This is a genomic window from Gemmobacter aquarius, from assembly GCF_003060865.1.
Lineage (GTDB): Bacteria > Pseudomonadota > Alphaproteobacteria > Rhodobacterales > Rhodobacteraceae > Paragemmobacter > Paragemmobacter aquarius.
In genome coordinates, this window is sequence record NZ_CP028918.1 from 1164090 (window position 1) to 1187090 (window position 23001).

Below are 23001 nucleotides of genomic sequence, written 5' to 3' on the forward strand. Positions count from 1 at the left end.
TCAGAGAAAAGCAACTCCCTTGCAGTCGAGCACGCAGAGCGCGCCGATGCGCCGCCACTGGGCGATCCAGCCCGCGGGGCGGCACAGCGGCGGCAAGGGGCGCCGCGGCGGGGGGGTGGGCGTGATTTTTCGCAGAAAAATCGTGCGCCTGCGGGTCATCAGGTCACCTTGGCTCGTGCCTTGAATTCGGGCCGGTCCCAAAGGCGGTTCTGCATGATGTCGGACAGGATGGTTACCGCTGCCTGAACCTCGGCCTCGCCGATGTAAAGCGGGGTGAAGCCGAAGCGCAAAATGTCGGGGGCGCGGAAGTCGCCGATCACGCCGCGCGAGATCAGGGCCTGCATGATGGCGTAGCCTTCGGCGTGGCGGAAGCTGACCTGTGATCCGCGCATGTCATGGGCGCGGGGCGTGGCAAGCGTCAGGTCGGGGCATGCGGCCTCGACCCCTGCGATGAACAGATCGCCGAGTTCCAGCGAGCGGGCGCGCAAGTCGCTCATGTCGACATGGTCCCAGACATCGAGCGCAGCCTCCAATGCGGCCAGTTGGAGCACCGGTGGAGTACCCACGCGCATCCGTTCCGACCCGCGACCGGGGCGGTAGCCAAGGTCGAAGGCGAAAGGAGATTCGTGGCCCAACCAGCCCGAAAGCGCAGGGCGGGCGGTTTCGGCGTGGCGCGGGGCGACGTAGATGAAGGCCGGGCCGCCGGGGCCCGAGTTGAGGTATTTGTAGCTGCATCCGACCGCGAAATCGGCACCGACCCGCGCCAGATGCACGGGCAGCGCGCCTGCGGAATGTGCAAGGTCCCAGATCGTCAGCGCGCCCATGGCATGGGCCTTGGCGGTGATCGCCGCCATGTCATGCTTGCGGCCGGTGCGGTAATCGACCTCGGTTATCAGGGTGACTGCGACGGTTTCGTCGATCGCGTCCATCACCTCGTCGGGCGTGACGGTCTTGAGCGCATAGCCATTGCCCAAGGTCCGCACGAGGCCATCGGCCATGTAAAGATCGGAGGGGAAGTTGCCGGTATCAGACAGGATCACGCGGCGGGTGGGGTTCATTTCAAGCGCCGAGGCGAGGGCTTGGTAGACCTTGATCGACAGCGTGTCGCCCATCACCACCGTGCCGGATTCCGCCCCGATCAGTTTCGCGATCCTGTCACCGACCCGCGCGGGTTGGTCCATCCATCCGGCCTTGTTCCAGCCGGTGATCAGCATCTGGCCCCATTCCGCCTGCACCGTCTGCGCGACCCGTGCCGCCGCCGCGACCGGCAGCGGCCCGAGCGAATTGCCGTCGAGGTAAATGATCCCCTGCGGCAGGTCGAACATGGCACGGGTGGCGGTAAAGTCGGTGGTCATTGCAGGCTCCAGATCGTCACAGATCGTTATTTGCCGCGCAGGGTGCCCGTTCGCGGCAGCGGGCACAACGGGCAGATTGCGGCGCAAATGGCGAAAATGTCGTGCGATATGTCGGATTCTCGCGGGAAGGTCTTGCCAATCGCCGCGTTGGGCTGAACAAGAAACACCCGCGCGAAGCGGGACGCAGCACAGAGATGCCATGCAAGGGGGACGCAAAGCTATGATGACGCTCGACTTGCCGCCGGTTTGGCTCGGGCTGTTTCTGGGCGTCGTCTGGCTGATGGCGCAGGCGCTGTCGGTCACGGTGTTCGGTGCGCTGGGCGATGCGCTGGCGGCGGGCTTGCTGGTCTTTGGTCTTGGTCTTATGGGCCTTGCACTGCGCGAGATGGCGCGGGCGCGGACCACGGTTCTTCCACATCGGGCAGCATCGGCGCTGGTGGTCACGGGTGTCTTCCGCCTGTCGCGCAATCCGATCTATCTGGGCGATGTGGCGGTTTTGCTTGCGGCGATCCTGTGGTGGGATGTTCCGCTGGCGTTGCCGCTTGTGCCGGTGTTCATGGTGGTGATCCGCGAGCGGTTCATCCGGGCCGAAGAGGCCGGTCTGCGGCTTGCGTTCAATGGTGCGTTCGACGAATGGTCTACTCGGGTGCGGCGGTGGTTGTGAGCTGTGACTGAAAGTCTTTGAAATATTGTTGCGCGATGCTAAGTCGCGTCTGGCAGAATCTTACGGGGGAGACAGCGTGAAGATCGGGGCACCGAAAGAGATATTCGAGGGCGAGAACCGCGTCGCGATGACGCCGGATTCAGCCGTTGCGCTGGCCAAGCTGGGGCACACTTGCGTCATTGAAAGCGGCGCGGGGCTGAAGGCGGGCTTTTCCGACGCAACCTATGAGGCGGCAGGGGTCGAGGTGGTGAAAACCGCTGCGGCGCTGTTCAAGGCTGCCGATGTGGTGGTCAAGGTGCGCGGACCCGAGCCCAAGGAAGCCAAGATGCTTCGTCAGGGCCAGACGCTTATCAGCTTTTTCTGGCCTGCCCAGAATGCCGAACTGCTGGAAACCTGCAAGGCGCAGGGGGCCACCGTCATCGCCATGGACATGGTGCCGCGCATTTCCCGCGCCCAGAAGATGGACGCGCTGTCCTCGATGGCCAATATCGCCGGCTACCGCGCCGTGATCGAGGCGGGGTCCAACTTTGGCCGCTTCTTTACCGGTCAGGTGACGGCGGCGGGCAAGGTGCCGCCTGCCAAGGTGCTGATCGTCGGTGCCGGCGTGGCCGGTCTGGCTGCTATCGGCACGTCGGTGTCCTTGGGTGCGATCGTGCACGCCTTCGACGTGCGGCCCGAAGTGGCCGAGCAGATCGAATCGATGGGCGCTTCCTTCGTCTATCTCGAATTCGACGCCAGCGAATTGCCCGATGGCGCGGCGACGGGTGGCTATGCCGCCCCGTCCAGCCCCGCTTTCGCGGCAAAGCAATTGGCCAAGTTCCGCGAGCTTGCGCCCGATATGGACATCGTGATCACCACCGCTCTGATCCCCGGCCGGCCCGCGCCGAAGCTGTGGACTGCCGACATGGTGGCGATGATGAAGCCCGGCTCGGTCGTGGTCGATTTGGCCGCCGAGCGGGGCGGCAACTGCGACCTGACGGTGGCAGACCAGAAGATCGTCAGCGACAATGGCGTGACCATCGTCGGCTACACCGATTTCCCCAGCCGGATGGCAGCACAGGCCAGCACGCTCTATTCCACCAACATCCGCCACATGCTGACCGACCTTACGCCCAAGAAGGACGGCGTGATCTTCCATAACATGGAGGATGACGTGATCCGCGGCGCCACCGTCACCCATGACGGCGCGGTCACCTTCCCGCCACCGCCGCCGAAGATCGCGGCGATTGCGGCTGCCAAGCCCAAGGAAAAGGTCAAGGAACTGACGCCCGAGGAAAAGCGGGCCAAGGAAACCGCCGCCTTCAAGGCACAGACCCGCAATCAGGTGGGGATGCTGCTGGGCGGCGGCGCGCTGATCCTGCTGGCGGGGCTTTACGCTCCGGCATCGTTCATGAGCCACTTCATCGTCTTCGTCCTGTCTGTCTATGTCGGCGTTCAGGTGATCTGGAACGTGTCGCACAGCCTGCACACGCCGCTGATGGCGGTGACCAACGCGATCTCGTCGATCATCATCCTTGGTGCGCTGATGCAGATCGGGTCGGGCAACTGGCTTGTGGTGATCCTTGCCGCCTTGTCGGTCTTCATGGCCGGCATCAACATTTTCGGTGGCTTCATGGTGACGCGTCGCATGCTCGCCATGTTCCAGAAGTCTTAAGGGGCGCGGAATGGAATACGGATTTACAACCGCTGCCTATGTCGTTGCGGCAGTTCTTTTCATCCAGTCGCTGGGCGGCCTTTCGGGGCAGGAAAGCGCCAAGCGGGCCGTCTGGTACGGCATCGTGGGCATGGCGCTGGCCGTTGCCGCCACGGTTTACGGACCCGGTGCGGGCAACTGGCTGATCTCTCTCGTCATGATCGCCGCGGGCGGTGTGATCGGCTGGTATGTGGCGCAAAAGGTCCAGATGACCGAGATGCCGCAACTTGTGGCGGCGATGCACAGCCTTGTGGGCCTTGCAGCTGTGTTCATCGGCTACAATACGCATATCGAACTCGCTGTCGTCCAAGGCATGGACGCGGCGGCGCAAGCGGCGGCGACGGGCTTTGCCGCGACGCTGGTGCACAAGCTGCATGACCCGATGGCGGGCGCACTGGTCTCGATCCTGCGTGTGGAAACCTTCCTTGGCGTGTTCATCGGGGCTGTCACCTTTACCGGATCGGTCATTGCCTTCGGCAAGCTGGCGGGCAAGGTCGACGGCAAAGCGAAAAAGCTGCCGGGCGGGCATGTGCTGAACGCGGGTGCTGCGATCGTTTCGCTGGTGCTGCTGTTCGTCTATCTCTCGACCGGCTCGACACTGGCGCTTGTGGTCATGACGCTGGCCGCTCTGTTCATCGGCTATCATCTGATCATGGGCATCGGTGGTGCCGACATGCCCGTGGTCGTGTCGATGCTGAACAGCTATTCCGGCTGGGCAGCGGCGGCGATCGGCTTTTCGCTGTCGAACGATTTGCTGATCGTGGTGGGCGCGCTGGTCGGGTCTTCCGGTGCGATCCTGTCTTACATCATGTGCAAGGCGATGAACCGGTCCTTCGTTTCGGTCATCCTTGGCGGTTTCGGTGGCACCACCGGCCCTGCGATGGAAGTGACCGGCGAACAGATCGCCATCGACGCCGAAGGTGTAGCGGCCGCGCTGAACGATGCGGATTCGATCATCATCATTCCGGGCTACGGCATGGCGGTGGCACAGGCGCAGCAATCGGTGTCGGAACTGACGCGCAAGCTGCGCGCCAAGGGCAAGACCGTGCGTTTCGCCATCCACCCCGTTGCAGGGCGCTTGCCGGGGCACATGAACGTGCTGCTGGCCGAGGCGAAGGTGCCCTACGACATCGTGCTGGAAATGGACGAGATCAACGACGATTTCCCCACGACCGATGTGGCGATCGTCATCGGCTCGAACGACATCGTGAACCCCGCCGCACAGGAAGACCCCAACAGCCCCATTGCCGGCATGCCGGTTCTGGAATGCTGGAAGGCCAAGCAGGTCTTCGTGTCGAAGCGCGGGCAGGGCACCGGCTATTCGGGCATCGAGAACCCGCTGTTCTTCAAGGAGAACACGCGCATGTTCTACGGCGACGCGAAAAAGTCGCTCGACGCGCTGTTGCCGATGATCGACTGAGAAATGACGGGCGGCCCCTAGGGCCGCCCCGAACTGTTCCGTTTCCTTGGTGCCCGATGTTTAAATGGTTTGTCCGGATCGCGGTGGCTTGCGCAGCGTTGGTGGCAGCCTTGCTGGGTCTTGTCGCGCTGATCGACACCCGCGTGGGTGATATCCCGTCCGAAGCGCCCGCTTACCGCGTAACCCACATCGCTGCCGCGCATCGACCAGACGGTTTGGACCTGCACCTGTGGTATCCGGCCTCCGCAGGGCAGATTACTCTGATCGGACAGAACGCCCTGTTCTATGGCTTCCACGCAAGACGTGACGCAGTCGGCGATGGCATTTCCCATCCACTCGTCCTTTTGTCCCATGGTTCCGGTGGCAACGCCGAGCGTCTTGGCTGGATCGGTTCCGCCCTCGCGTCAAAGGGCATCATCGTCGCCGCAGTCAATCATCCCGGAACGACATCGGGGGATAGCCAGCCAAGCAGGACGGTCATGCCTTGGGAGCGGACCGAGGACTTGTCGACCATTCTTGATTATCTTCAAGCGGATGCACCCCAAGGCATGGTGCCCGATATGAACCGTGTCGGAGCATTGGGCTTTTCTTTGGGTGGCGCATCGGTCCTTTTGTCCGCGGGCGCGCGACTGTCAAAGGATGATTTCATCCAGTATTGCGCTGCGAATGCCGGCCAAGACGATTGCGGATGGTTGGCCGAAGGCGGTGTCGATTTCAGCCAGATAGACGCGCCGAAGTATGAAAGAGACAATCGCGATCAAAGGATCAAAGCTGTCGTGGCGATCGATCCCGCGTTGACCCGTGCCATGCGCAAACACAGCCTGACCCGCCTTCCGCCGTCCCTCGTCATCAACCTGGGTTCGGATGGGGAAATACCGCTCGCGATGCAAGCCGACGGACTCGCTGCCGTAAATCCGGCTATCGAATACCGGACGGTTCCGGGGGCGCGCCACTTCAGTTTTCTCGCGCGGTGCAGTCTGCTTGGTGTCGTGATGATTGCCCTGGCAGGCGATGATAACATCTGCTCGGACCGTGGGCTCCGCGACCGGGGCGAGATACAGGCCGAACTTGTGCAGATGATCGGAACGTTTCTGACGGACAGGTTGTAGGCGCGGGCAAACCGGAAAACTGCAAAAGCAATGTGCATCGGGCCTTTCCGTACGGCGGGGCCTTTGCTTTTCTGCAACAACCCCATTGCATACCCGCGTATTCCTGCAATTTCATGGAGATGAAGCGCAGCCCGCCCTATCTGACAGGAAACGCCACAGGACCTCCATGCCAAGCATTTCAGATCACCCGCTGCGCTACGCCCTTGTGAACGAGTTGCACGCGCGGCCTTTCCCGTCGCTCGAAGCGCCGTGCCATGCGGTCTATGTTGCGATCAAGGAACCGGTTGCTGCCGCGAACCGTGACCGTGGTCTAGACCGCGCCCATCTTCTGGCGCTTCTGGACCGCAACGGATCGGCCCATCCGCAGCCCGATGCCACGCATTTTTCGGGCAGCATCGGGCGGGCCGAACTGAAGTGGGAAAGCCACACCGAATTCGTGACCTATTCCGCCTTTGTCAAAGGCGTCTCCGACCGCCCCTTTGCCCCCGCGGAAGCCGAGGTGTTCCCCGAAGACTGGCTTGCCGCAGCGCCCGGAAAGCGCGTCTGTTCGGTGCTGATCCGGGTCGAGAACCTGCCCGATGACGAAGCGGGCATCATGAACAAGCTCGAGGACTGGTTCGTTCCCGAAAGCCTTGCGGTCAGCCGCGTGGTCGATGGCGCGGCAATCGTCGCGGGTGATTTCCGCATCGATCCGGCGGGGCACATGCGTTTCGCGGTCTTTGTGCGCCCGGGCACGGGTGAGCGCCGCATCGGGCGCATCGTGCAGCGCCTGTGCGAGATCGAGACTTACCGTTCGGTGTCGATGCTGGGGCTGATGCGGGCGCGGCAGCTGACCACGCGGCTCAATGCGCTTGATCCGCAGCTTTCGGGGCTGGTCTCGGCGCTCGATACGACCGAGCGGTCACCCGAAGCGGCGCTGCACGAGTTGTTGACCATCTCGTCGGAACTCGAAAGCCTTGCGGTCAACTACACCTTCCGCTTTGGCGCGACCGCCGCCTATGAAGCCATCGTGACCCAACGCATCAGCGCCCTGCGCGAAGAGCGGATTCAAGGCCGCCAGACCTTTGGCGAATTCATGATGCGCCGCTATGATCCTGCCATGCGGACCGTGAAATCGGCCGAGGCGCGGCTTCGCAGCATGGCGGAACGGGCGCAGCGCGCTGCCGAATTGCTTCGGACGCGGGTCGATGTCGAACGCTCGGCGCAGAACCAGAAACTGCTGGAAAGCATGGATCGCCGCGCCGACCTGCAACTGCGCCTGCAGCGCACGGTCGAGGGGTTGTCCACCGTGGCGATCAGCTATTATGCGGTGAACCTTGCCGCCTATGCGCTGGAACCCTTGGCGCACCCGTTCCACATCAGCCACGGCGTGCTGATGGCGATGCTGACGCCGCTCGTGCTTTTGGGCGTCTGGCTGATGGTGCGTCGCATCCGCAACCACTTCGACTGATGTCACGCTGGAAAAATATCCTCGGGGGGTGAGCCCCGCAGGGGCGAGGGGGCGGAAAGCCCCCCTCGATTTTTCGCAGAAAAATCGTTACCGCCCGCGGATGCGGGGGTCCAAAGCGTCGCGCAGGCCGTCGCCGATGTAGTTCACCGACAGCACCGTCAGCGAGATGGCAAGTCCCGGCCAGACCACCCGCTCGGGCGAGGTGCGGATATCGGCGATGCCGTCGAACAGCAGCCTGCCCCATGTCGGAAAATCCGGCGGAAAGCCGAGGCCTAGAAACGACAGCACGCTTTCGGTGATGATCGCGGCGGCAATGCCCAAGGTTGCCGCGACCAGCACGGGCGAGAGCACATTGGGCAGGATATGGCGCGTGATGATGCGGCGGTCGGGTGTGCCGATGGACCGCGCAGCGAGCACGAATTCGCGCTCTTTCAGCGCCAGCACCTCGCCCCGCACCACGCGGGCGGCCTGCATCCAGCTTGTCACCCCGATGGCGACCACGATCAGCAGGAACGTCCCCAGCCGCGGCCCGAGGATGCCCGCGATCGAGTCGCGGAACAGGAAGATCATCACCAAGAGCAGGGGCAGCAGCGGAAGCGCCAGAAACAGGTCGGTCAGGCGCATCAGCCAGCCGTCCAGCTTGCGGAAGTAGCCCGCCAGAACCCCGACGGTCGTGCCGATGAATATGGCGACCAGCATGGCCACCAGCCCTACCGCAAGCGAGATGCGCCCGCCGAACATCAGCCGCGCCAGCATGTCGCGGCCAAGTTGGTCAGTTCCGAGCGGGTGGCCAAGGCTGGGGGCAAGGTTGCGGAGTTTCAGCATCTTGACCGCGTCCTTCTCGATGAAGTTCGGGTCGATCCGCCACAAGAACGGTCCGATGAAGACAAAGCCCGCAAGCAGGCCCATCAGCACCAGTGCCGCCATCGCACCCCGATGCCTGCGGAACTGTGACCAGACGGCGGCCCATGGCCCGCGCGCGCGTTGCACCATGGTGGCCTCAGTCATAGCGGATCCTCGGATCGAGAATACCATACAGGATGTCCGCAATCAGGTTGAAGGCGACGATCAGCACGGCGAAGATAAAGGTGATGGTCTGCACGGTCGGCAGATCACTGACATGGATGGCCCCGATCAGCGCGGCGCCTATGCCGTTGATCTTGAAGATCTGCTCGGTGACGATTGCCCCGCCAAAGACCGTGGGCAGGCCGAGGGCGATGACGGTAACGACCGGGATCAGCGAATTCCGCAGTACGTGGCGCAGCAGCACCGGCGCTTCGCGCACCCCCTTGGCCCGCGCCGTGCGCACATAATCCTGCCCGAGGTTTTCCAGCACCGATGACCGGGTGTAGCGGCTGATCTCGGCGGCATTGAACAGGGCCAGAACCGTGACGGGCAGCGCCATTTGCATGACCATCTTGTAAAAGCTTTCCCAGTCGGTCACGGCAAGGTTGGTGTCGAAGATGGTGGGAAACCAGCCCAGCTTGACCGAGAAGATCAGGATCAGCACGTTGCCGGTAAAGAAGGTCGGCACCGAAAAACCGACCATGGCAAAGAAGGTGCCCGCCTGATCGAACCACGAATACTGCCGGTAGGCCGAATAGATGCCGATGGGCAGGGCAATCAGCACGCCGATCACATAGGCCGACCCCACGACCGTCAGGGTCTGGGGCAGGCGCTCGCCGATGATCTGGAACACCGGGACCTTCGACTGCCACGAGATGATGCGCTGCGCCCCCCCCGCGAAATCGGTGCCGAAAATCCCGTCGAGCAGATACATCGGCTCGATCCAGAAGAACTGTTTCAGCCACAGGACATAGCGCACAAAGACCGGTTGGTCGGCCCCCATCGCCTTGATCATCTTGGCGCGCACCTCTGGCGGGACAGTCAGCGGGATTTCCGACAAGGGGCTGCCGGGGGCCAGATCGACCAAAAGGAAGATCACGAGGCTGATCATCAGAAGCGTCGGGATCGCGGTCAGCAATCGCCTGAGCGTATAGGCAAACATGCGCGGGTTTCCGATCCACTGAACCTGTCGGGCCGCTGCCCGATGACTGGAAGAAAGGCGCGGCGGTGCTTGCTTCACCGCCGCGCCCCATCGAGATTACTTCACGCGGAACCAGTCTTGCGCGTTCCACAGTTCGGCGTCCCACGCGTTCATGACGAAACCGCCAAGCGTGTTGGACTGTGCCGAAAAGCGCCCGCGGTCGACGAGCGGGATGATCGCGTTGCTTTCCTTGGTCAGCATGTCGTTCATCTTCTTGACCAGATCGCCGCGCTTGGTCGGATCGCCGGTCGTGGACAGTTCCTTGAGCATGGCGTCATAGGCCGGATCGCAGAAACGGTTGATGTTTTCGCCCTGCCATTGGGTGTCCGGTCCGGGTATCTTGTCGCAGAGATATTGCGCCATGTAGGGCTCGGGGTCGGTGCCGTCGAAGTTGTTGGCGTACATCTCGACGTCGGCGTAGAACTTCTGGAACGTGTCGGGGGATGCCGCGTCACCGCCGAAGAAGACGCCCGGGTCGATGGATTTCAGCTCGACTTCGATGCCGGCCTCGTTCCACCAGCCCTTGATCAGCGCCTGGAAATCCTGACGCACGGGGTTTACGGTCGATTGGTAGACGATGGACAGTTTCTTGCCGTCCTTTTCACGGACGCCGTCACCGTCGGTGTCGACCCAGCCCGCCGCTTCGAGCAGGGCCTTTGCGCCTTCCATGTCCTGCGTCAGACAGCCGGTGTTGTCCGAGGCATAGGCGGCAGGGGCGGGAACGAGGTTGCAGGTCGGGCGACCCGCGCCGCCGTAGCCGACATCGACCAGAGTCTGGCGGTCGATGGCCATCGACAGGGCCTTGCGAACATTGGCGTCCGAGAAGATCGGGTGCGGGTGCTTGACGGTCGAACGCTCGCCTTCTGGCAGGTCGGCCGAGGGATCGGTCAGGTTGACTTCGATGCGTTCGACGAGGGTGCCGAAGGCGTTGACGAATTTACCCTTGCCGCCGGCCTCCATCTGGGCCTGCTGGTCGGGGTTGATCTGGGTGTTCCAGGCGTAGTCGAATTCGCCGGTTTCCATGACTGCCGAGGCTGCAGCCAGCGCGTCGCCGCCGCCTTTCAGGGTGACCTTGGCGAAGGCGGGTTTCGCCGGATCGCGGTAGTTCGGGTTCGCTTCCAGCGTCACCACGTCATTGACCTTGAAGTCGGTGACAATGAAGGGGCCGGTGCCGATGGGTTTCGAATTCTGCTCGGTGCAGCTGGCCGCAGCCGCGCCAAGGCAGGCTTCGAACTGCGCCTTTTGCAGGATCGGCGCCGTACCGCCGGTAAAGGGCTGATAGGGATAGGGTTTGGGTGCTTCGAAGGTGATCACGACCGTCTTCGCGTCGGGCGTGTCGATCGCCTTGACGCCTTCGTATTTGGCAGCCTGAGCGCAGCCGCCATCGGGGTTGGTGCAGTATTCCCACGTGAATTTGACGTCGGCCGAGGTAAGCGGCGTTCCGTCTGACCACAGGATTCCGTCTTTCAGTTTCCATGTGATCTGGGTCTGGTCGGCCGAAATACCGCCGTTTTCGGCGGTCGGGATGTCATCGACCAGACGGGGGTAAAGGTTGCCGTCCTGATCGAAGCCGGCAAGCGGTTCGAGAACCAGCGAACCGGCTTCCACGTCCTTGGTGCCCGCCGAGAGATAGGCGTTCAGGACCGAAACGGCCTGATAGTAAAAGATTTTCACTTCGCCGTCGCTTCCGCGTTCGGCATGTGCAGCCGGTGCCAGCGCAAACGCGGCCACCGCGCCCAGAAGGGCGGTCTTGAGTTTCATGTTACCTCTCCTTGTTGTTCGTGCTCGGCTCTCTCTTGCCTTGCCGCCTCGGCGCCTGCGGGTCGTTGCCCGCCGGTCATTCTGTCGGTCACAAGATGGCAGGCGACAAAGCGCCCCGGTTCCACCTCGGTCAGGACGGGTTCGTCCACGCGGCACCGGTCAAAGACCTTGGGGCAGCGGGTGCAAAAGTTACATCCCTGCGGCGGATTGGCGGGCGAGGGCACATCGCCTTGCAGGATGATGCGCCGCCGCGTCGCCTCGCGCGCGGGGTCGGCCTCGGGGACGGCGGACAGCAGGGCCTGGGCATAGGGGTGCAGGGGGCGGGCATAAAGCGCATCACGCGGCGAAAGCTCGGCGATCTGGCCCAGATACATCACCGCAACACGGTCGGCGATATGGCGCACCATCGACAGGTCGTGGCTGATGAACAGGTAGGTCAGGCCAAGCCGCTCTTGCAAATCCTCGAGCAGATTGACCACCTGCGCTTGGATCGACACGTCGAGTGCGGCGATGGGTTCGTCGCAGACGATGAATTTGGGGTTCAGTGCCAAAGCCCGCGCGATCCCTATGCGCTGGCGCTGCCCGCCGGAAAATTCGTGCGGGTAGCGGTTGGCAAAGGCGCGGTTCAGCCCGACCTGATCCATCAATTCATGCACGCGCGCCAGTTTTTCGGCGCTGGACAGGCTGGTGTGTTCTTCAAGCGGCTCGCCGATGATGGCGGCCAGCGTCATGCGCGGGTTCAGGCTGGCTTGGGGGTCCTGAAACACCATTTGCATGCTCGGGCGCTTCTTTCGCAGCGCCTCGGGCGTAAGCGTTGCGACATCCTCGCCGTCGATCACCACCGACCCTGCCGTGGGCGCGTAAAGCCGCAAGAGAGCGCGGCCCACGGTAGACTTTCCGCAGCCGGATTCGCCGACCAATCCGAGGGTCTCGCCCGGCATGATGTCGAAGCTGATGCCGTCAACTGCCTTTACCTCGCCGGAACGGCGGCGCAGCAGGCCCGCGTAGATCGGGAAATGCATCTTCAGATCACGCACCTGCACAAGGGGCTGGGGGCCTTCGTCACGCATCCGCAGTCTCCGGCGTCCAGTGACAGGCCACGTCATGGCCATGGCCCACCGCGCGGCCATCGACAGCGCGGCGGGCCGGGTTTTCGGCGTCGCAGCGGTCGAAGCGGTGCGCGCAACGGGCACGGAACGGGCAGGCCACAGGGTCGGCAGTCATGATCGGGGGCTGGCCTTCGATCACCTGCAACCGTGCGCCCCGTTCGCCTGAAAGCGAAGGGATCGTCTTTAGAAGCGCACGCGTATAGGGGTGGCGCGGGTTGGCGAACAGCTCGGCCACCGGGGCCTGTTCCACCACCTGGCCGCCATACATCACCATCACACGGTCGGCTATCCCCGCGATCACGCCAAGGTCATGCGTGATCCAGATGATGGCCATGCCGAGCTTCTGGCGCAGGTCTTTCACCAGTTCGATGATCTGCGCCTGAATCGTCACGTCCAAAGCGGTCGTGGGTTCGTCGGCAATCAGCACATCGGGGTCGCAGGCCAGCGCGATCGCAATCATCACGCGCTGTCGCATCCCGCCGGAAAACTGGTGCGGATAGGCCCTGAGCCGCTTTTTCGCATCGGGGATGCCGACAAGCGCCAGAAGTTCGGCCGCCCGCACCTCGGCTTGCGCGCGGGTCATGCCCATGTGCCGCATCAAGGGCTCCATGATCTGGCTGCCCACGTTGAACACGGGGTTCAGGCTGGTCATCGGGTCCTGGAACACGAAGCCCACCTTGGCCCCCCGCACATCCTGCAATTCGCGCGGCGCGATCTTGAGAAGGTCACGATCGCCAAGCAAAACCTGACCCGCCCGCACTTCGGCCGGAGGCGAGGGCAAAAGCCCGATCAGCGACATCATGGTCACAGATTTTCCAGACCCGCTTTCGCCCACCACGCCCAAAAGCTCGCCCGGTTTCAGCGTGAAGCTGACCGAGTTTACGGCATGGATCTCTCCGCTACGGGTGCGGAAAACGGTCTTCAGCCCCCGTACATCAAGTACGGGCATGGCCCCATCGGGCATGGATCGGACCCCCCAGGTCTTTATTCTTATTCATTAATGGCGCAGTCCCTTTGCAGTCCGGGCTGGCCTTGCTGCAGACTGTCACGAAAAAACCGTTGCCGCAACAGTCTTGTCACGCATGACCTAACGTCACTCTGGCCGGACTTGACGCTGCCCGATGCTGCGGCGAACCTGCCCGCAGACTGCACAGGACAAGAACATGACCCCGCCCGAGACTTTGTCACCGCGCCAGATACTTGACCATCTCGTCACCTTTCCTACCGTCAGCCAAGACACCAACCTGCCGCTTGTCGATTGGGTCGAGGGCTATCTGCACAGCCACGGGATCACGGCGCACAGGCAGTACCATCCCGACGGCACAAAGGCTGCGATCTTTGCCCATGTCGGGCCATGGCAAGAGGGGGCGGTGGTGCTGTCGGGCCATACCGATGTCGTGCCGGTTGCAGGGCAGGCCTGGACATCGGACCCGTGGAGGGTGACAGAGCGCGACGGCCGGCTTTACGGGCGCGGCACCTGCGACATGAAGGGGTTTGATGCGCTGGCGATCTGGGCCTTGGTCGAGGCGCACAGACGCGGCGTCAAGCGCCCCCTGCAACTGGCGCTGTCATACGACGAGGAGGTCGGCTGTACCGGCGCGCCGCCGATGATAGAGGCGATGCGCGCGGTCTTGCCCAAGGGCGCTGTTGCCGTGATCGGCGAGCCGTCGCGCATGAAGCTGATCGAAGGGCACAAGGGGGGCACCGGATTTCACGTGCATGTGCGGGGCCATGAAGTGCATTCCTCGCTTCTGCCCTACGGTGTGTCGGCCATCATGGAAGGCGCGCGGCTGATCGCTTGGGTCAATGACCGCAATGCCGAGACGATGGCGCGCGAACGCAGCGCCTTGGCAGCCGTTTTCGATCCTCCCTTCACCACGCTCCATGTCGGCATGATCTCGGGCGGCACCGCGCATAACATCACGGCAGGCGACTGCCGCTTTGCGGTCGAGATGCGTGTCGTGCCAGGCGAGGCGATGGAAGACTGGGCCGATGCTTTCGAGTCCGAGGCGTTGCGGCTGGATGCGGCGATCAAGGCCGTGCATCCTGACGCGGGCGTTCACGTCGAACGCTTTTTCGGTGTTCCCCCTTTGCAGCCGGAAGCGCAGGGCGAGGCTGCGGCGCTGGTGCGGCGGCTGACCGGAGACAACGCTTCTGGCGTGGTGTCCTATGGCACCGAGGCGGGGCAGTTCAAGGAGGCGGGCTATTCCGCCGTGGTTTGCGGCCCCGGTGACATCGCGCAGGCGCATCAGGCCGACGAATATATCGAACTGTCCGAATTCGCGGCAGGACAGGCCTTTATGGAGCGGCTTCTGGCCGAGGTGGCGTGATGCGGTTCCCGATCAACGAAACAGCACCCGTGCGGTTTTCCGGTCCGATGCCTGCGGCTTGCGATGTGGTAATCATCGGCGGCGGTGTCATGGGGGTGATGACCGCATGGTTTCTGGCCGAACAGGGTCTGCGGGTTACCCTGTGCGAAAAGGGGCGCGTGGCGGGCGAACAGTCCAGCCGCAACTGGGGCTGGATCCGGCAGCAGGGTCGCGACTTTGCCGAATTGCCGATCATGATGGAAAGCCTTCGCCTCTGGAAATCGCTGGCGCAGGAATTCGGCGACGGCTTGGGGTTCCGGCAGGAAGGGGTGCTCTACCTTGCCAAGACCGAAGCCGAGGTGGCGGGCTTCGAGGCATGGCGCAAGACCGCGACCGCGATGGGGCTGGAGTTGGACATGCTGGGTGCCGATGCGGTGGCGGGCAAACTGCAAGGGTCGGTCAAGCCGTGGCGGGCGGGGCTGTTCACCCCGTCCGATGCGCGGGCCGAGCCTTGGGTCGCGGTGCCGATGCTGGCCGAAGGGGCCGTCCGGCGCGGGGCGGTGATCATCGAGAATTGTGCGGTCAGGACGCTCGATCTGGCGGCGGGTCGTGTGGCGGGGGTGGTGACCGAACAGGGCCGCATCGCCTGTGACCGCGTGGTCGTGGCGGCGGGGGCGTGGTCTTCGGTGTTTTTGCGTGCATCGGGTGTGCATATCCCGCAACTCGCCGTGCTGGCCTCGGTCGCGGCGACAGAACCGATGGCCGAGGTCTTTGCGGGCAATGCCTGCGACGACGATTTCGCCTTTCGGCGCCGCGCCGATGGCGGCTATTCGATTGCTCCGGGCAGCGGGCATGACTTCTTCATCGGCCCCGATGCGTTCCGTAACCTGTTGGATTACCTGCCTGTCTCGCGAAAGGATTTTCGGTCGACCCGCTTTCGCCCCGCCGCGCCGCGCGGATTTCCGGACGCATGGACAACCCGCCGGCGCTGGTCCGCCGATGAAGTCACACCCTTCGAGCAGACCCGCATCCTAAACCCCGCCCCGAACATGGAAACGATCGGCGCCGTCCAACGTCATTTCGCCCAAGCCTTCCCCACCCTCGGCAGGCCATTGTTACGCAAGGCATGGGCAGGAATGATCGACACCATGCCAGATGTTGTGCCGGTGATCGACCATGCCGCAACCATTCCGGGCCTGACCATCGCCACAGGGCTGTCTGGCCACGGCTTCGGCATAGGCCCCGGCATGGGCCGCGTGGTCGCCGATCTGGTCGCGGGGCGCGATCCCGGCCATGACCTTTCGCGGCTCCGTCTGTCGCGCTTTTCCGACGGAACGAAACTTGCGCCCGGTCCGTCGCTGTAACTTGCATATGGGGGGCTATCCGCTCCTCCTCGGACGTGCGGCCTTGGTTTCTTTCCCGGGTTTACAGCAGGCGTGGCGCAGGTTAGGTCGCGCCCTTTGCTAGCAGGGGTGCCGCATGGCTGGGGTGTTCGCCGGACTGGATTTTGGCACGTCGAATTCGACCGTGGGTCTGGCCGATGCGAACGGCGCACGGCTGGTCGCACTTGAGGATCAGCATGTAACCCTGCCGTCCGCCGTGTTTTTCGAAGCTGACGGGGCGCCTGCGTCCTTTGGTCGGGCCGCGATGGCGGCCTATCTGGGCGGGGATGAGGGACGGTTGATGCGGGGGCTGAAAAGCACGCTCGGGTCTGCGCTTTTGGGTGAGCGGACGGTGGTGGGGAACCGTGCGGTGACATTCCGCGATGTGCTGCAACGGTTTATCGGCCATTTGCGGTTGCGGCTGGATCAGGCGCATCCGGGTCTGCGGCAAGCGGTATTCGGGCGGCCGGTGCATTTCGTCGACGACGATCCGGCAGGGGATATGGCGGCACAGGAGTCGCTTGCGCTGATCGCCAAGGCTTGCGGGTTCGACGAGGTAGAGTTCCAGTATGAACCTGTCGCCGCCGCGCTGCATTACGAGCAGGGGTTGACGGCCGAGGAGGTGGTGCTGGTCTTCGACATCGGGGGTGGCACGTCGGACATCTCGATTTTGCGCCTGTCGCCCCAGCGGGCGCGGGCCGCCCACCGGATGGGCGATATCCTTGCCAATGGGGGCATCAGGGTGGGCGGGACGGATTTCGACCGCCTGCTATCTCTGGCCGAGGCGATGCCGCATCTGGGGTATCTGTCGCCCACCAAAGGCGGTTCGGGGACCATGCCGCGGCACTACTACCTCGATCTTGCCACGTGGCACCGCATCAACGCGCTTTACACGGCGCGCACGGAAAGCGACCTCAAGGCGCTGCGGCATGAGGCCGACCGGCCCGAGTTGATCGACCGGATGATGCGGGTGATCGCGGGGCGGCATGGCCATGCGGTCGCGATGGAGGTCGAGCGGGTCAAGATCGAGTTGTCAGAGGCTGACGCCTCGCGCCTGATGCTGGCGCCGATGTCGGGCGGGCCGAACCCTGTGGCGCGGCGCGACCGTTTCGAGGCGGCGGTCGAGGCTCCGGTCGCGCGGATCGCAGGGCTGATCCACGAGACGGTGGCCGATGCGGGGCTGACGGCGGACCAGATCGCCACAGTGTTCCTGACCGGCGGGTCATCGCAACTGCCCATTCTGCGGGCAACCGTTGCCGCTGCCTTGCCGCAGGCGCGGATGGCGACGGGTGATATGCTGGGGTCGGTCGGGACGGGCCTTGCGCTCGATGCCCGCCGGCGGTTTGGCTGAGGGCTTGAAGGCAGGGCGACTTTGACGCAGCATCGGGCGGTCAAGGAGAGCGACCATGCCCGTCAAGAACCGTTTCGCCGAACTGCTGCCCGAAATCACCGCATGGCGGCGCGATTTCCACGAGCATCCCGAACTGCTGTTCGACGTGCATCGCACCGCGGGGCGGGTGGCCGAACTGCTGCGCTCGTTCGGCTGCGACGAGGTGGTGACGGGCATCGGGCGCACCGGTGTGGTGGGAGTGATCAAAGGGCGGACCGACAGTGCAGGGCGCGTGGTGGGTTTGCGGGCCGATATGGACGCCTTGCCGATCCGCGAACAGACGGGGGTGCCCTATGCCAGCAAGGTCGAGGGCAAAATGCACGCCTGCGGGCATGACGGGCATACGGCGATGCTGCTGGGGGCTGCGAAGTATCTGGCCGAGACGCGGAATTTCGACGGGACCACGGTGGTGATCTTCCAGCCCGCCGAGGAGGGCGGCGGGGGAGGGCGCGAGATGGTGGCCGACGGCATGATGGAGCGTTGGCGCATCCACGAGGTTTACGGGATGCATAACATGCCCGGCATCCCGGTGGGCCATTTCGCGATCCGCCCCGGGGCGCTGATGGCAGCGGCCGACCAGATCGAGATCACGGTCACAGGCAAGGGCGGGCATGCCGCCAAGCCGCATGACTGCATCGACACGACGCTGGTCGCGGCGCAGATCATCGTGGCGCTGCAGTCGATAGCCAGCCGGAATGTCGACCCCTTGAAGCAGGTGGTGGTATCGGTTTGCACGGTGGCTACGGATTCCACCGCGCATAACGTGATCCCGCAGGTGGTGAAGATGAAGGGCACGGTCCGCACCATGGACCACAGCGTGCAGGATTTCGTCGAACGGCGTATTTCGGAACTGGTGGCGGGGGTTGCGATGGCATTCGGCGCAACCGCGCATGTCGATTATGCGCGGGGCTACCCGGTCACGCTGAACGCGCCCGAGAACACCGGTTATGCGGTCGAGGTGGCGCGGGCGGTTTCGGGGAATGTGGACCCCGATACGGCCCCGCTGATGGGGGCCGAGGATTTCAGCTTCATGCTGAACGAACGGCCCGGCGCCTATATCTTTGTCGGCAATGGCGACACCGCGATGGTGCATCATCCGGCTTATGATTTCGACGACGACGTGATCCCGTTCGGTGCGAGCTGGTATGCGGGGATGGTCGAGGCACGCATGCCGACCGCCTAGTCGTAAGACAGCCGGGTCGCCTTGCCGCGGAAGATGAAGTAGGACAGCACGGTATAGCCAAGGATCACCGGCAACACGAAAAGCGTGCCGACAAGGATGATCGACAGGCTTTCGGTGCTGGACGCCGCTTCCCAGATCGTCAGCTTTTCCGGCACGATATAGGGGTAGAAGCTATAGGCCATGCCGAAGAAGCCGAGGACCATCAGCACCACGGCACCGGCAAAGGGAAACCATGCAAAGCTGTCGTCGCGGGTCGGCAGGCGGCGCAGCGACAGCCAGAGCAACACGACCAGCAGGCCCGACATCAGCGGCAAAGGGGCAAGGGTGACGATTTCGGGAAACCGGAACCATTTGTCGAAGATGCGCGGCGACACGAGCGGGGTGGCCATCGATACCGCCCCCATGCCCAGCACCACGCCCCAGATGCCGCCCCGCGCCCAAGACACGGCCTTGCGTTGCAAATCTCCGTCTGTCTTGAGGATGGTCCAGGCCGCGCCGATGAAGCTATAGGCGACCGCGAGGGCGCCTGCCGTGAGGGTGGCGAAGGCGACCTCGGCCCAGCCCCAGCGCAGGCCCATGACATACATGCCCAGCATGAAACCCTGTGACAGGGCGGTCATAAGGCTTCCGGCCCAGAAAGCCACATCCCACGGGCGCTTGTGGGCGACCGGCGCCTTGGCGCGGAATTCGAAGGCGACGCCGCGCAGGATCAGCCCGATCAGCATGACGGCGACGGGCAGGTAAAGCGCGGTCAGGATCGTGCCATGCGCGGCGGGAAAGGCCACGAGCAGGATGCCGATGGCCAGCACCAGCCATGTTTCGTTGGCATCCCAGAAGGGGCCGATCGAGGCGACCATGCGGTCGCGTTCATCGACATCGGCAAAGGGAAAAAGCAATCCGACGCCAAGGTCGAACCCGTCGAGCACGACATAGAGCAGGATAGACAGGCCCATCAGCGCGGCAAAGATCAGGGGCAGGGCTTCGGCGGTGAACATTGGCCTACTCCGCCGGTTGCAGCGCGGGGGTGACTGCGGGCTGGAAGCCCGACCCTTTGCGCGCCAAGTGGAAGATCGCGCCGATATAGGCGGCCAGAAGCGCCACGTAGATCGCCATATAGGCAAGGAGCGACGACAGCACCATGCCGCTTGCGATGTCGCCCACCGCGGCCTTGGTGGTCAGCACGCCCTGCACCAGCCACGGCTGGCGGCCGATTTCGGTCGTATACCAGCCCGCGAGAGTGGCGAGCCATCCGGCGAAGGTCATCGCGGTGAGCAGCATCAGATAGGGCCGGGGCAGCGCATCCGCACCGCGCCGCCAGATCAGCGCGACGCCAAGCCACGACGCGGCGAGCATGGCAACACCAGTGCCGATCATCACGCGGAAGGACCAGAAGACGGGGGCGACCGGCGGATGCAGCGCCGTGCCGTCGGCGGCGACGAAATCGTTCAGGCCGGGGACGACACCTGCCGGATCGTGCTTGAGGATTACGGATGCCATCGAGGGGATCGAGATTTCATACCGGTTCTCGCGCAGGGTCTGATCCGGCAGGGCGAAGAGGACGAGCGGCACGTTACCGCGGGTTTCCCAGTTGGCCTCCATCGCTGCGACCTTTTGCGGCTGGTGTTCCAGCGTGTTCAGCCCGTGCATGTCGCCTGCGATGATCTGCACGGGCATCAGCAGCGCGCCGAGGATCAGACCAAAGCGCAGGCCGCTGGCGACCGATGCATCACGCTCGCCCTTGAGGTGACGATAGGCCGAGACGCCCGCGATCAGGAAGGCCACCGTCAGGCCGCTGGCGAGCAGCATATGGACAAGGCGATAGGGCATCGACGGGTTGAAGATGATGGCCCACCAGTCGGTTGCAAAGACGATGCCATCGCGCAGTTCATAGCCTGCGGGGGTGTGCATCCATGAATTCAGCACGATGATCCAGAACGCGCTCATCGTGGTGCCGAAGGCGACGAGGAAAGTGGCGAGCGTATGCACCCAGACCGGTACGCGGCTGGCCCCGAAGAGCATGATGCCAAGGAATACGGCTTCGAGGAAGAAGGCGGTCAGCACCTCGTAGGCCAGAAGCGGGCCTGCGACATTGCCCACGGTTTCCATGAAACCGGGCCAGTTGGTGCCGAACTGGAAGGACATGGTGATGCCCGAGACGACGCCGAGTGCAAAGGACAGGGCGAAGACCTTTACCCAGAACATGTAAAGGTCCATCCACTTGCGATCACGCGTGATCTGGAAGCGGAGTTTGAAGAAGAGCAGCACCCAGCCGAGGGCGATGGTTATGGTCGGGAACAGGATGTGGAACGAGATGTTCGCGCCGAACTGGATGCGCGAGAGCAAAAGAGTATCCATGGTGCACCTTTCCTGACCGTTGAAGCGCATATAGGCCGGTGCGCTTGGGTTGAAAGGTGCCTGCGACAGGCTGCCCTAGGGGCGCAAGCTAGGGGCGCAAGCCAGCCCGCGTAGCTGTGGTTCGGCGTTCCGCGGGGCAGGTTGGGGGAGCGGTAGGATAAGGTCTTGTCCCTATACCGTGCCGTAGCCCCCTCCCCCTGGAGGGGGAGGAGCAGCCTATAAAGGCGTGGTTGCTCAGCCGCCCGTATGGCTCATGTGGCGGGTCATCTGGCCGGTGACGGATTGGCGCGAATAGTCGAAGTCGTGGCCTTTGGGCTTGCGGCTGATCGCGTTGCGTATGGCCTGTTCGATCACGGCATCGTCGGGGCTGACGCGAAGCGGCGCGCGCAGGTCAGCCATGTCTTCCTGACCGAGGCACATGTAAAGTTCGCCCGTGCAGGTCAGGCGGACGCGATTGCAGGATTCGCAGAAGTTGTGGGTCAGCGGCGTGATGAAACCGACCTTTTGCCCGGTTTCGTCGATGCGGACATAGCGCGCGGGGCCGCCGGTACGGTCGTCAAGGTCGGTGAGGGCGAAGCGGTCGGCGATGCGGGCACGCAGGTCTTTGAGCGACCAGTATTGGTCGAGCCGGTCTTCGTTGCCGAGATCGCCCATCGGCATGACCTCGATGAAGGTCAGGTCGTGGCCTTCGCGGGCGCACCAGTCGAGCAGGGGGAAAAGCTCGTCCTCGTTGAAGCCTTTGAGCGCCACGGTGTTGATCTTGACACGCAGGCCTGCGGCCTTGGCGGCCTCGATCCCGTCGAGTACCTGACCAAGCCGCCCCCAGCGCGTGATGTCGGCGAATTTCTGCGCGTCGAGCGTGTCGAGCGAGACGTTGATGCGTTTGACCCCGCAGTCGGCCAGTTCGGCGGCATATTTGCGAAGCTGCGAGCCATTGGTGGTGACGGTCAGTTCGCGCAAGGCCCCGCTTTCCAGATGTCGCGACATGGCGCGGAAGAAGGTCATGATGCCCTTGCGGACAAGGGGTTCGCCACCCGTGATCCGCAGTTTTTCGACGCCGAGGTTGACAAATGCCGAACAGAGCCGGTCGAGTTCCTCCAAGGTCAGCAGGTCGGCCTTGGGCAGGAAGGTCATGTTCTCGGACATGCAATAGACGCAGCGGAAATCGCAGCGGTCGGTGACCGAGACCCGCAGATAGGAAATCGGGCGGGCGAAAGGGTCGATCAGCGGTGCAGGGGTATGGGCCATGCATCATAGTTAGGAACTTGCCGATGGAACGGCAAGCGCGGAAGCGGCAGTTGAAGGCAAGGGGGCGTCAGACTATGGTCGGGGTATGAAAAACCTTATCCTTTTCCCGCTGCTGTTTGCCCTTTCCGCCTGCGCGGTCGTTGACCGTGTCAGGGGGCGTCCTGCAGAAATTGCACCTGCCGTCACGGGTCGCCCTGGTCCAGCGCTTGCACAAAGTGCCGAGGCGATGGACCGGACCAGCGCGGCAGACAAGGCTGCTGCACTGGCTGCGGGGGACGAGGGCGGGGCGAAGCTGGGCAGTTTCGTCGTATCGCTTGGCGATCCGACGGAGCAAGGTTTCTGGCTGCGGTCGTCATTGGTGACCGCCCCGGCAAGGGGGCGGGTGGTCACCGACGAGGGCGCGTCGATTGCGGTTGATCTTTTGCCCGGATCGGGGGCGGCGCAGCTTTCGCTTCCCGCCTTCCGCGCGCTGGGCCTGCCCTTGACGGGCCTGCCCGAGGTGACGGTCTATTCCGGCTAACGCGCC

The 23001-nt window shown here is 63.7% G+C and carries 20 protein-coding genes; 10 read left to right on the top strand and 10 right to left on the bottom strand.

The window, feature by feature from the left end; translation table 11 throughout:
* Together HYN69_RS21155 and kynU are read right to left on the bottom strand one after the other, a co-directional pair.
* Entirely contained in the window at positions 1–159 is a 159-nt protein-coding gene (locus HYN69_RS21155) for a hypothetical protein (RefSeq protein ID WP_216824658.1), read from the bottom strand.
* A complete protein-coding gene (gene kynU / locus HYN69_RS05650) occupies positions 159–1355 on the bottom strand; it encodes a kynureninase (protein ID WP_108434890.1) in 1197 nt (398 codons plus the stop codon). The genes HYN69_RS21155 and kynU overlap by 1 nt, the downstream gene beginning before the upstream one ends.
* Positions 1356–1575: 220 nt before the next feature.
* On the opposite strand from kynU, the gene HYN69_RS05655 reads away from it, so the two are divergent.
* From HYN69_RS05655 to HYN69_RS05675, 5 genes are all read left to right on the top strand, one after another.
* A complete protein-coding gene (locus HYN69_RS05655) occupies positions 1576–2019 on the top strand; it encodes a methyltransferase family protein (protein WP_108434891.1) in 444 nt (147 codons plus the stop codon).
* 76 nt (positions 2020–2095) lie between these two features.
* Entirely contained in the window at positions 2096–3673 is a 1578-nt protein-coding gene (locus tag HYN69_RS05660) for a Re/Si-specific NAD(P)(+) transhydrogenase subunit alpha (RefSeq protein ID WP_108437052.1), read from the top strand.
* A gap of 10 nt (positions 3674–3683) precedes the next feature.
* Positions 3684–5132, top strand: a complete 1449-nt coding sequence (locus tag HYN69_RS05665; protein WP_108434892.1) for an NAD(P)(+) transhydrogenase (Re/Si-specific) subunit beta — start codon at positions 3684–3686, stop codon at positions 5130–5132.
* 101 nt (positions 5133–5233) lie between these two features.
* Entirely contained in the window at positions 5234–6241 is a 1008-nt protein-coding gene (locus tag HYN69_RS05670; RefSeq protein ID WP_216824659.1) for an alpha/beta hydrolase family protein, read from the top strand.
* Between the two features lie 166 nt (positions 6242–6407).
* Positions 6408–7691 carry a DUF3422 family protein gene (locus tag HYN69_RS05675; protein ID WP_108434894.1) on the top strand — a complete coding sequence of 428 codons (1284 nt, stop codon included), beginning with the start codon at positions 6408–6410 and terminating at the stop codon, positions 7689–7691.
* An 87-nt stretch (positions 7692–7778) separates the two neighbouring features.
* On the opposite strand, the gene HYN69_RS05680 is transcribed toward HYN69_RS05675, so the two are convergent.
* The 5 genes from HYN69_RS05680 to HYN69_RS05700 form a co-directional block, all read right to left on the bottom strand.
* Positions 7779–8699 carry an ABC transporter permease gene (locus HYN69_RS05680; protein ID WP_108434895.1) on the bottom strand — a complete coding sequence of 307 codons (921 nt, stop codon included), beginning with the start codon at positions 8697–8699 and terminating at the stop codon, positions 7779–7781.
* On the bottom strand, positions 8692–9699 hold the full coding sequence (locus HYN69_RS05685) for an ABC transporter permease (RefSeq protein WP_108434896.1): 1008 nt from the start codon (positions 9697–9699) through the stop codon (positions 8692–8694). Before HYN69_RS05685 ends, HYN69_RS05680 begins: the two co-directional genes overlap by 8 nt.
* Before the next feature lie 96 nt (positions 9700–9795).
* Positions 9796–11499: a peptide ABC transporter substrate-binding protein gene (locus HYN69_RS05690; protein WP_108434897.1), complete on the bottom strand. Its 1704-nt coding sequence runs from the start codon at positions 11497–11499 to the stop codon at positions 9796–9798.
* A complete protein-coding gene (locus tag HYN69_RS05695) occupies positions 11496–12569 on the bottom strand; it encodes an ABC transporter ATP-binding protein (RefSeq protein ID WP_108434898.1) in 1074 nt (357 codons plus the stop codon). Before HYN69_RS05695 ends, HYN69_RS05690 begins: the two co-directional genes overlap by 4 nt.
* Positions 12562–13572 (bottom strand): ABC transporter ATP-binding protein, encoded by a 1011-nt coding sequence (locus HYN69_RS05700; RefSeq protein ID WP_108434899.1) that lies wholly within the window; start codon positions 13570–13572, stop codon positions 12562–12564. Before HYN69_RS05700 ends, HYN69_RS05695 begins: the two co-directional genes overlap by 8 nt.
* 157 nt (positions 13573–13729) lie before the next feature.
* On the opposite strand from HYN69_RS05700, the gene argE reads away from it, so the two are divergent.
* The 4 genes from argE (at position 13730) to HYN69_RS05720 (ending at position 18872) form a co-directional block, all read left to right on the top strand.
* Entirely contained in the window at positions 13730–14938 is a 1209-nt protein-coding gene (gene argE, locus HYN69_RS05705; RefSeq protein ID WP_230426499.1) for an acetylornithine deacetylase, read from the top strand.
* Positions 14938–16281, top strand: coding sequence for an NAD(P)/FAD-dependent oxidoreductase (locus tag HYN69_RS05710; RefSeq protein WP_108434901.1), 1344 nt, complete (start codon positions 14938–14940; stop codon positions 16279–16281). The genes argE and HYN69_RS05710 overlap by 1 nt, the downstream gene beginning before the upstream one ends.
* 115 nt (positions 16282–16396) lie before the next feature.
* Positions 16397–17650: an Hsp70 family protein gene (locus HYN69_RS05715; RefSeq protein ID WP_108434902.1), complete on the top strand. Its 1254-nt coding sequence runs from the start codon at positions 16397–16399 to the stop codon at positions 17648–17650.
* Between the two features lie 55 nt (positions 17651–17705).
* Positions 17706–18872, top strand: coding sequence for a M20 aminoacylase family protein (locus HYN69_RS05720; protein WP_108434903.1), 1167 nt, complete (start codon positions 17706–17708; stop codon positions 18870–18872).
* Here HYN69_RS05720 and HYN69_RS05725 read toward each other — a convergent pair.
* From HYN69_RS05725 to moaA, 3 genes are all read right to left on the bottom strand, one after another.
* Positions 18869–19867: a cytochrome d ubiquinol oxidase subunit II gene (locus tag HYN69_RS05725; RefSeq protein WP_108434904.1), complete on the bottom strand. Its 999-nt coding sequence runs from the start codon at positions 19865–19867 to the stop codon at positions 18869–18871. The genes HYN69_RS05720 and HYN69_RS05725 overlap by 4 nt on opposite strands.
* Positions 19868–19871: 4 nt before the next feature.
* A complete protein-coding gene (locus tag HYN69_RS05730) occupies positions 19872–21227 on the bottom strand; it encodes a cytochrome ubiquinol oxidase subunit I (RefSeq protein ID WP_108434905.1) in 1356 nt (451 codons plus the stop codon).
* A gap of 234 nt (positions 21228–21461) precedes the next feature.
* Positions 21462–22475: a GTP 3',8-cyclase MoaA gene (gene moaA, locus HYN69_RS05735; RefSeq protein ID WP_108434906.1), complete on the bottom strand. Its 1014-nt coding sequence runs from the start codon at positions 22473–22475 to the stop codon at positions 21462–21464.
* Positions 22476–22701: 226 nt separating this feature from the next.
* Between moaA and HYN69_RS05740 the strand changes: the two genes are divergently transcribed.
* Complete coding sequence (locus HYN69_RS05740) at positions 22702–22995, top strand: hypothetical protein (RefSeq protein ID WP_159082367.1); 294 nt, start codon at positions 22702–22704, stop codon at positions 22993–22995.
* Positions 22996–23001: the final 6 nt, after the last annotated feature.

Coding starts and splice junctions, on each gene's coding strand:
- HYN69_RS21155 (WP_216824658.1), bottom strand. CDS start 159: ATGACCCGCAGGCGCACGATTTTTCTGCGAAAAATCACGCCCACCCCC.
- kynU (WP_108434890.1), bottom strand. CDS start 1,355: ATGACCACCGACTTTACCGCCACCCGTGCCATGTTCGACCTGCCGCAG.
- HYN69_RS05655 (WP_108434891.1), top strand. CDS start 1,576: ATGATGACGCTCGACTTGCCGCCGGTTTGGCTCGGGCTGTTTCTGGGC.
- HYN69_RS05665 (WP_108434892.1), top strand. CDS start 3,684: ATGGAATACGGATTTACAACCGCTGCCTATGTCGTTGCGGCAGTTCTT.
- HYN69_RS05675 (WP_108434894.1), top strand. CDS start 6,408: ATGCCAAGCATTTCAGATCACCCGCTGCGCTACGCCCTTGTGAACGAG.
- HYN69_RS05680 (WP_108434895.1), bottom strand. CDS start 8,699: ATGACTGAGGCCACCATGGTGCAACGCGCGCGCGGGCCATGGGCCGCC.
- HYN69_RS05685 (WP_108434896.1), bottom strand. CDS start 9,699: ATGTTTGCCTATACGCTCAGGCGATTGCTGACCGCGATCCCGACGCTT.
- HYN69_RS05690 (WP_108434897.1), bottom strand. CDS start 11,499: ATGAAACTCAAGACCGCCCTTCTGGGCGCGGTGGCCGCGTTTGCGCTG.
- HYN69_RS05695 (WP_108434898.1), bottom strand. CDS start 12,569: ATGCGTGACGAAGGCCCCCAGCCCCTTGTGCAGGTGCGTGATCTGAAG.
- HYN69_RS05700 (WP_108434899.1), bottom strand. CDS start 13,572: ATGCCCGATGGGGCCATGCCCGTACTTGATGTACGGGGGCTGAAGACC.
- argE (WP_230426499.1), top strand. CDS start 13,730: ATGCTGCGGCGAACCTGCCCGCAGACTGCACAGGACAAGAACATGACC.
- HYN69_RS05710 (WP_108434901.1), top strand. CDS start 14,938: ATGCGGTTCCCGATCAACGAAACAGCACCCGTGCGGTTTTCCGGTCCG.
- HYN69_RS05715 (WP_108434902.1), top strand. CDS start 16,397: ATGGCTGGGGTGTTCGCCGGACTGGATTTTGGCACGTCGAATTCGACC.
- HYN69_RS05720 (WP_108434903.1), top strand. CDS start 17,706: ATGCCCGTCAAGAACCGTTTCGCCGAACTGCTGCCCGAAATCACCGCA.
- HYN69_RS05725 (WP_108434904.1), bottom strand. CDS start 19,867: ATGTTCACCGCCGAAGCCCTGCCCCTGATCTTTGCCGCGCTGATGGGC.
- HYN69_RS05730 (WP_108434905.1), bottom strand. CDS start 21,227: ATGGATACTCTTTTGCTCTCGCGCATCCAGTTCGGCGCGAACATCTCG.
- moaA (WP_108434906.1), bottom strand. CDS start 22,475: ATGGCCCATACCCCTGCACCGCTGATCGACCCTTTCGCCCGCCCGATT.
- HYN69_RS05740 (WP_159082367.1), top strand. CDS start 22,702: ATGGACCGGACCAGCGCGGCAGACAAGGCTGCTGCACTGGCTGCGGGG.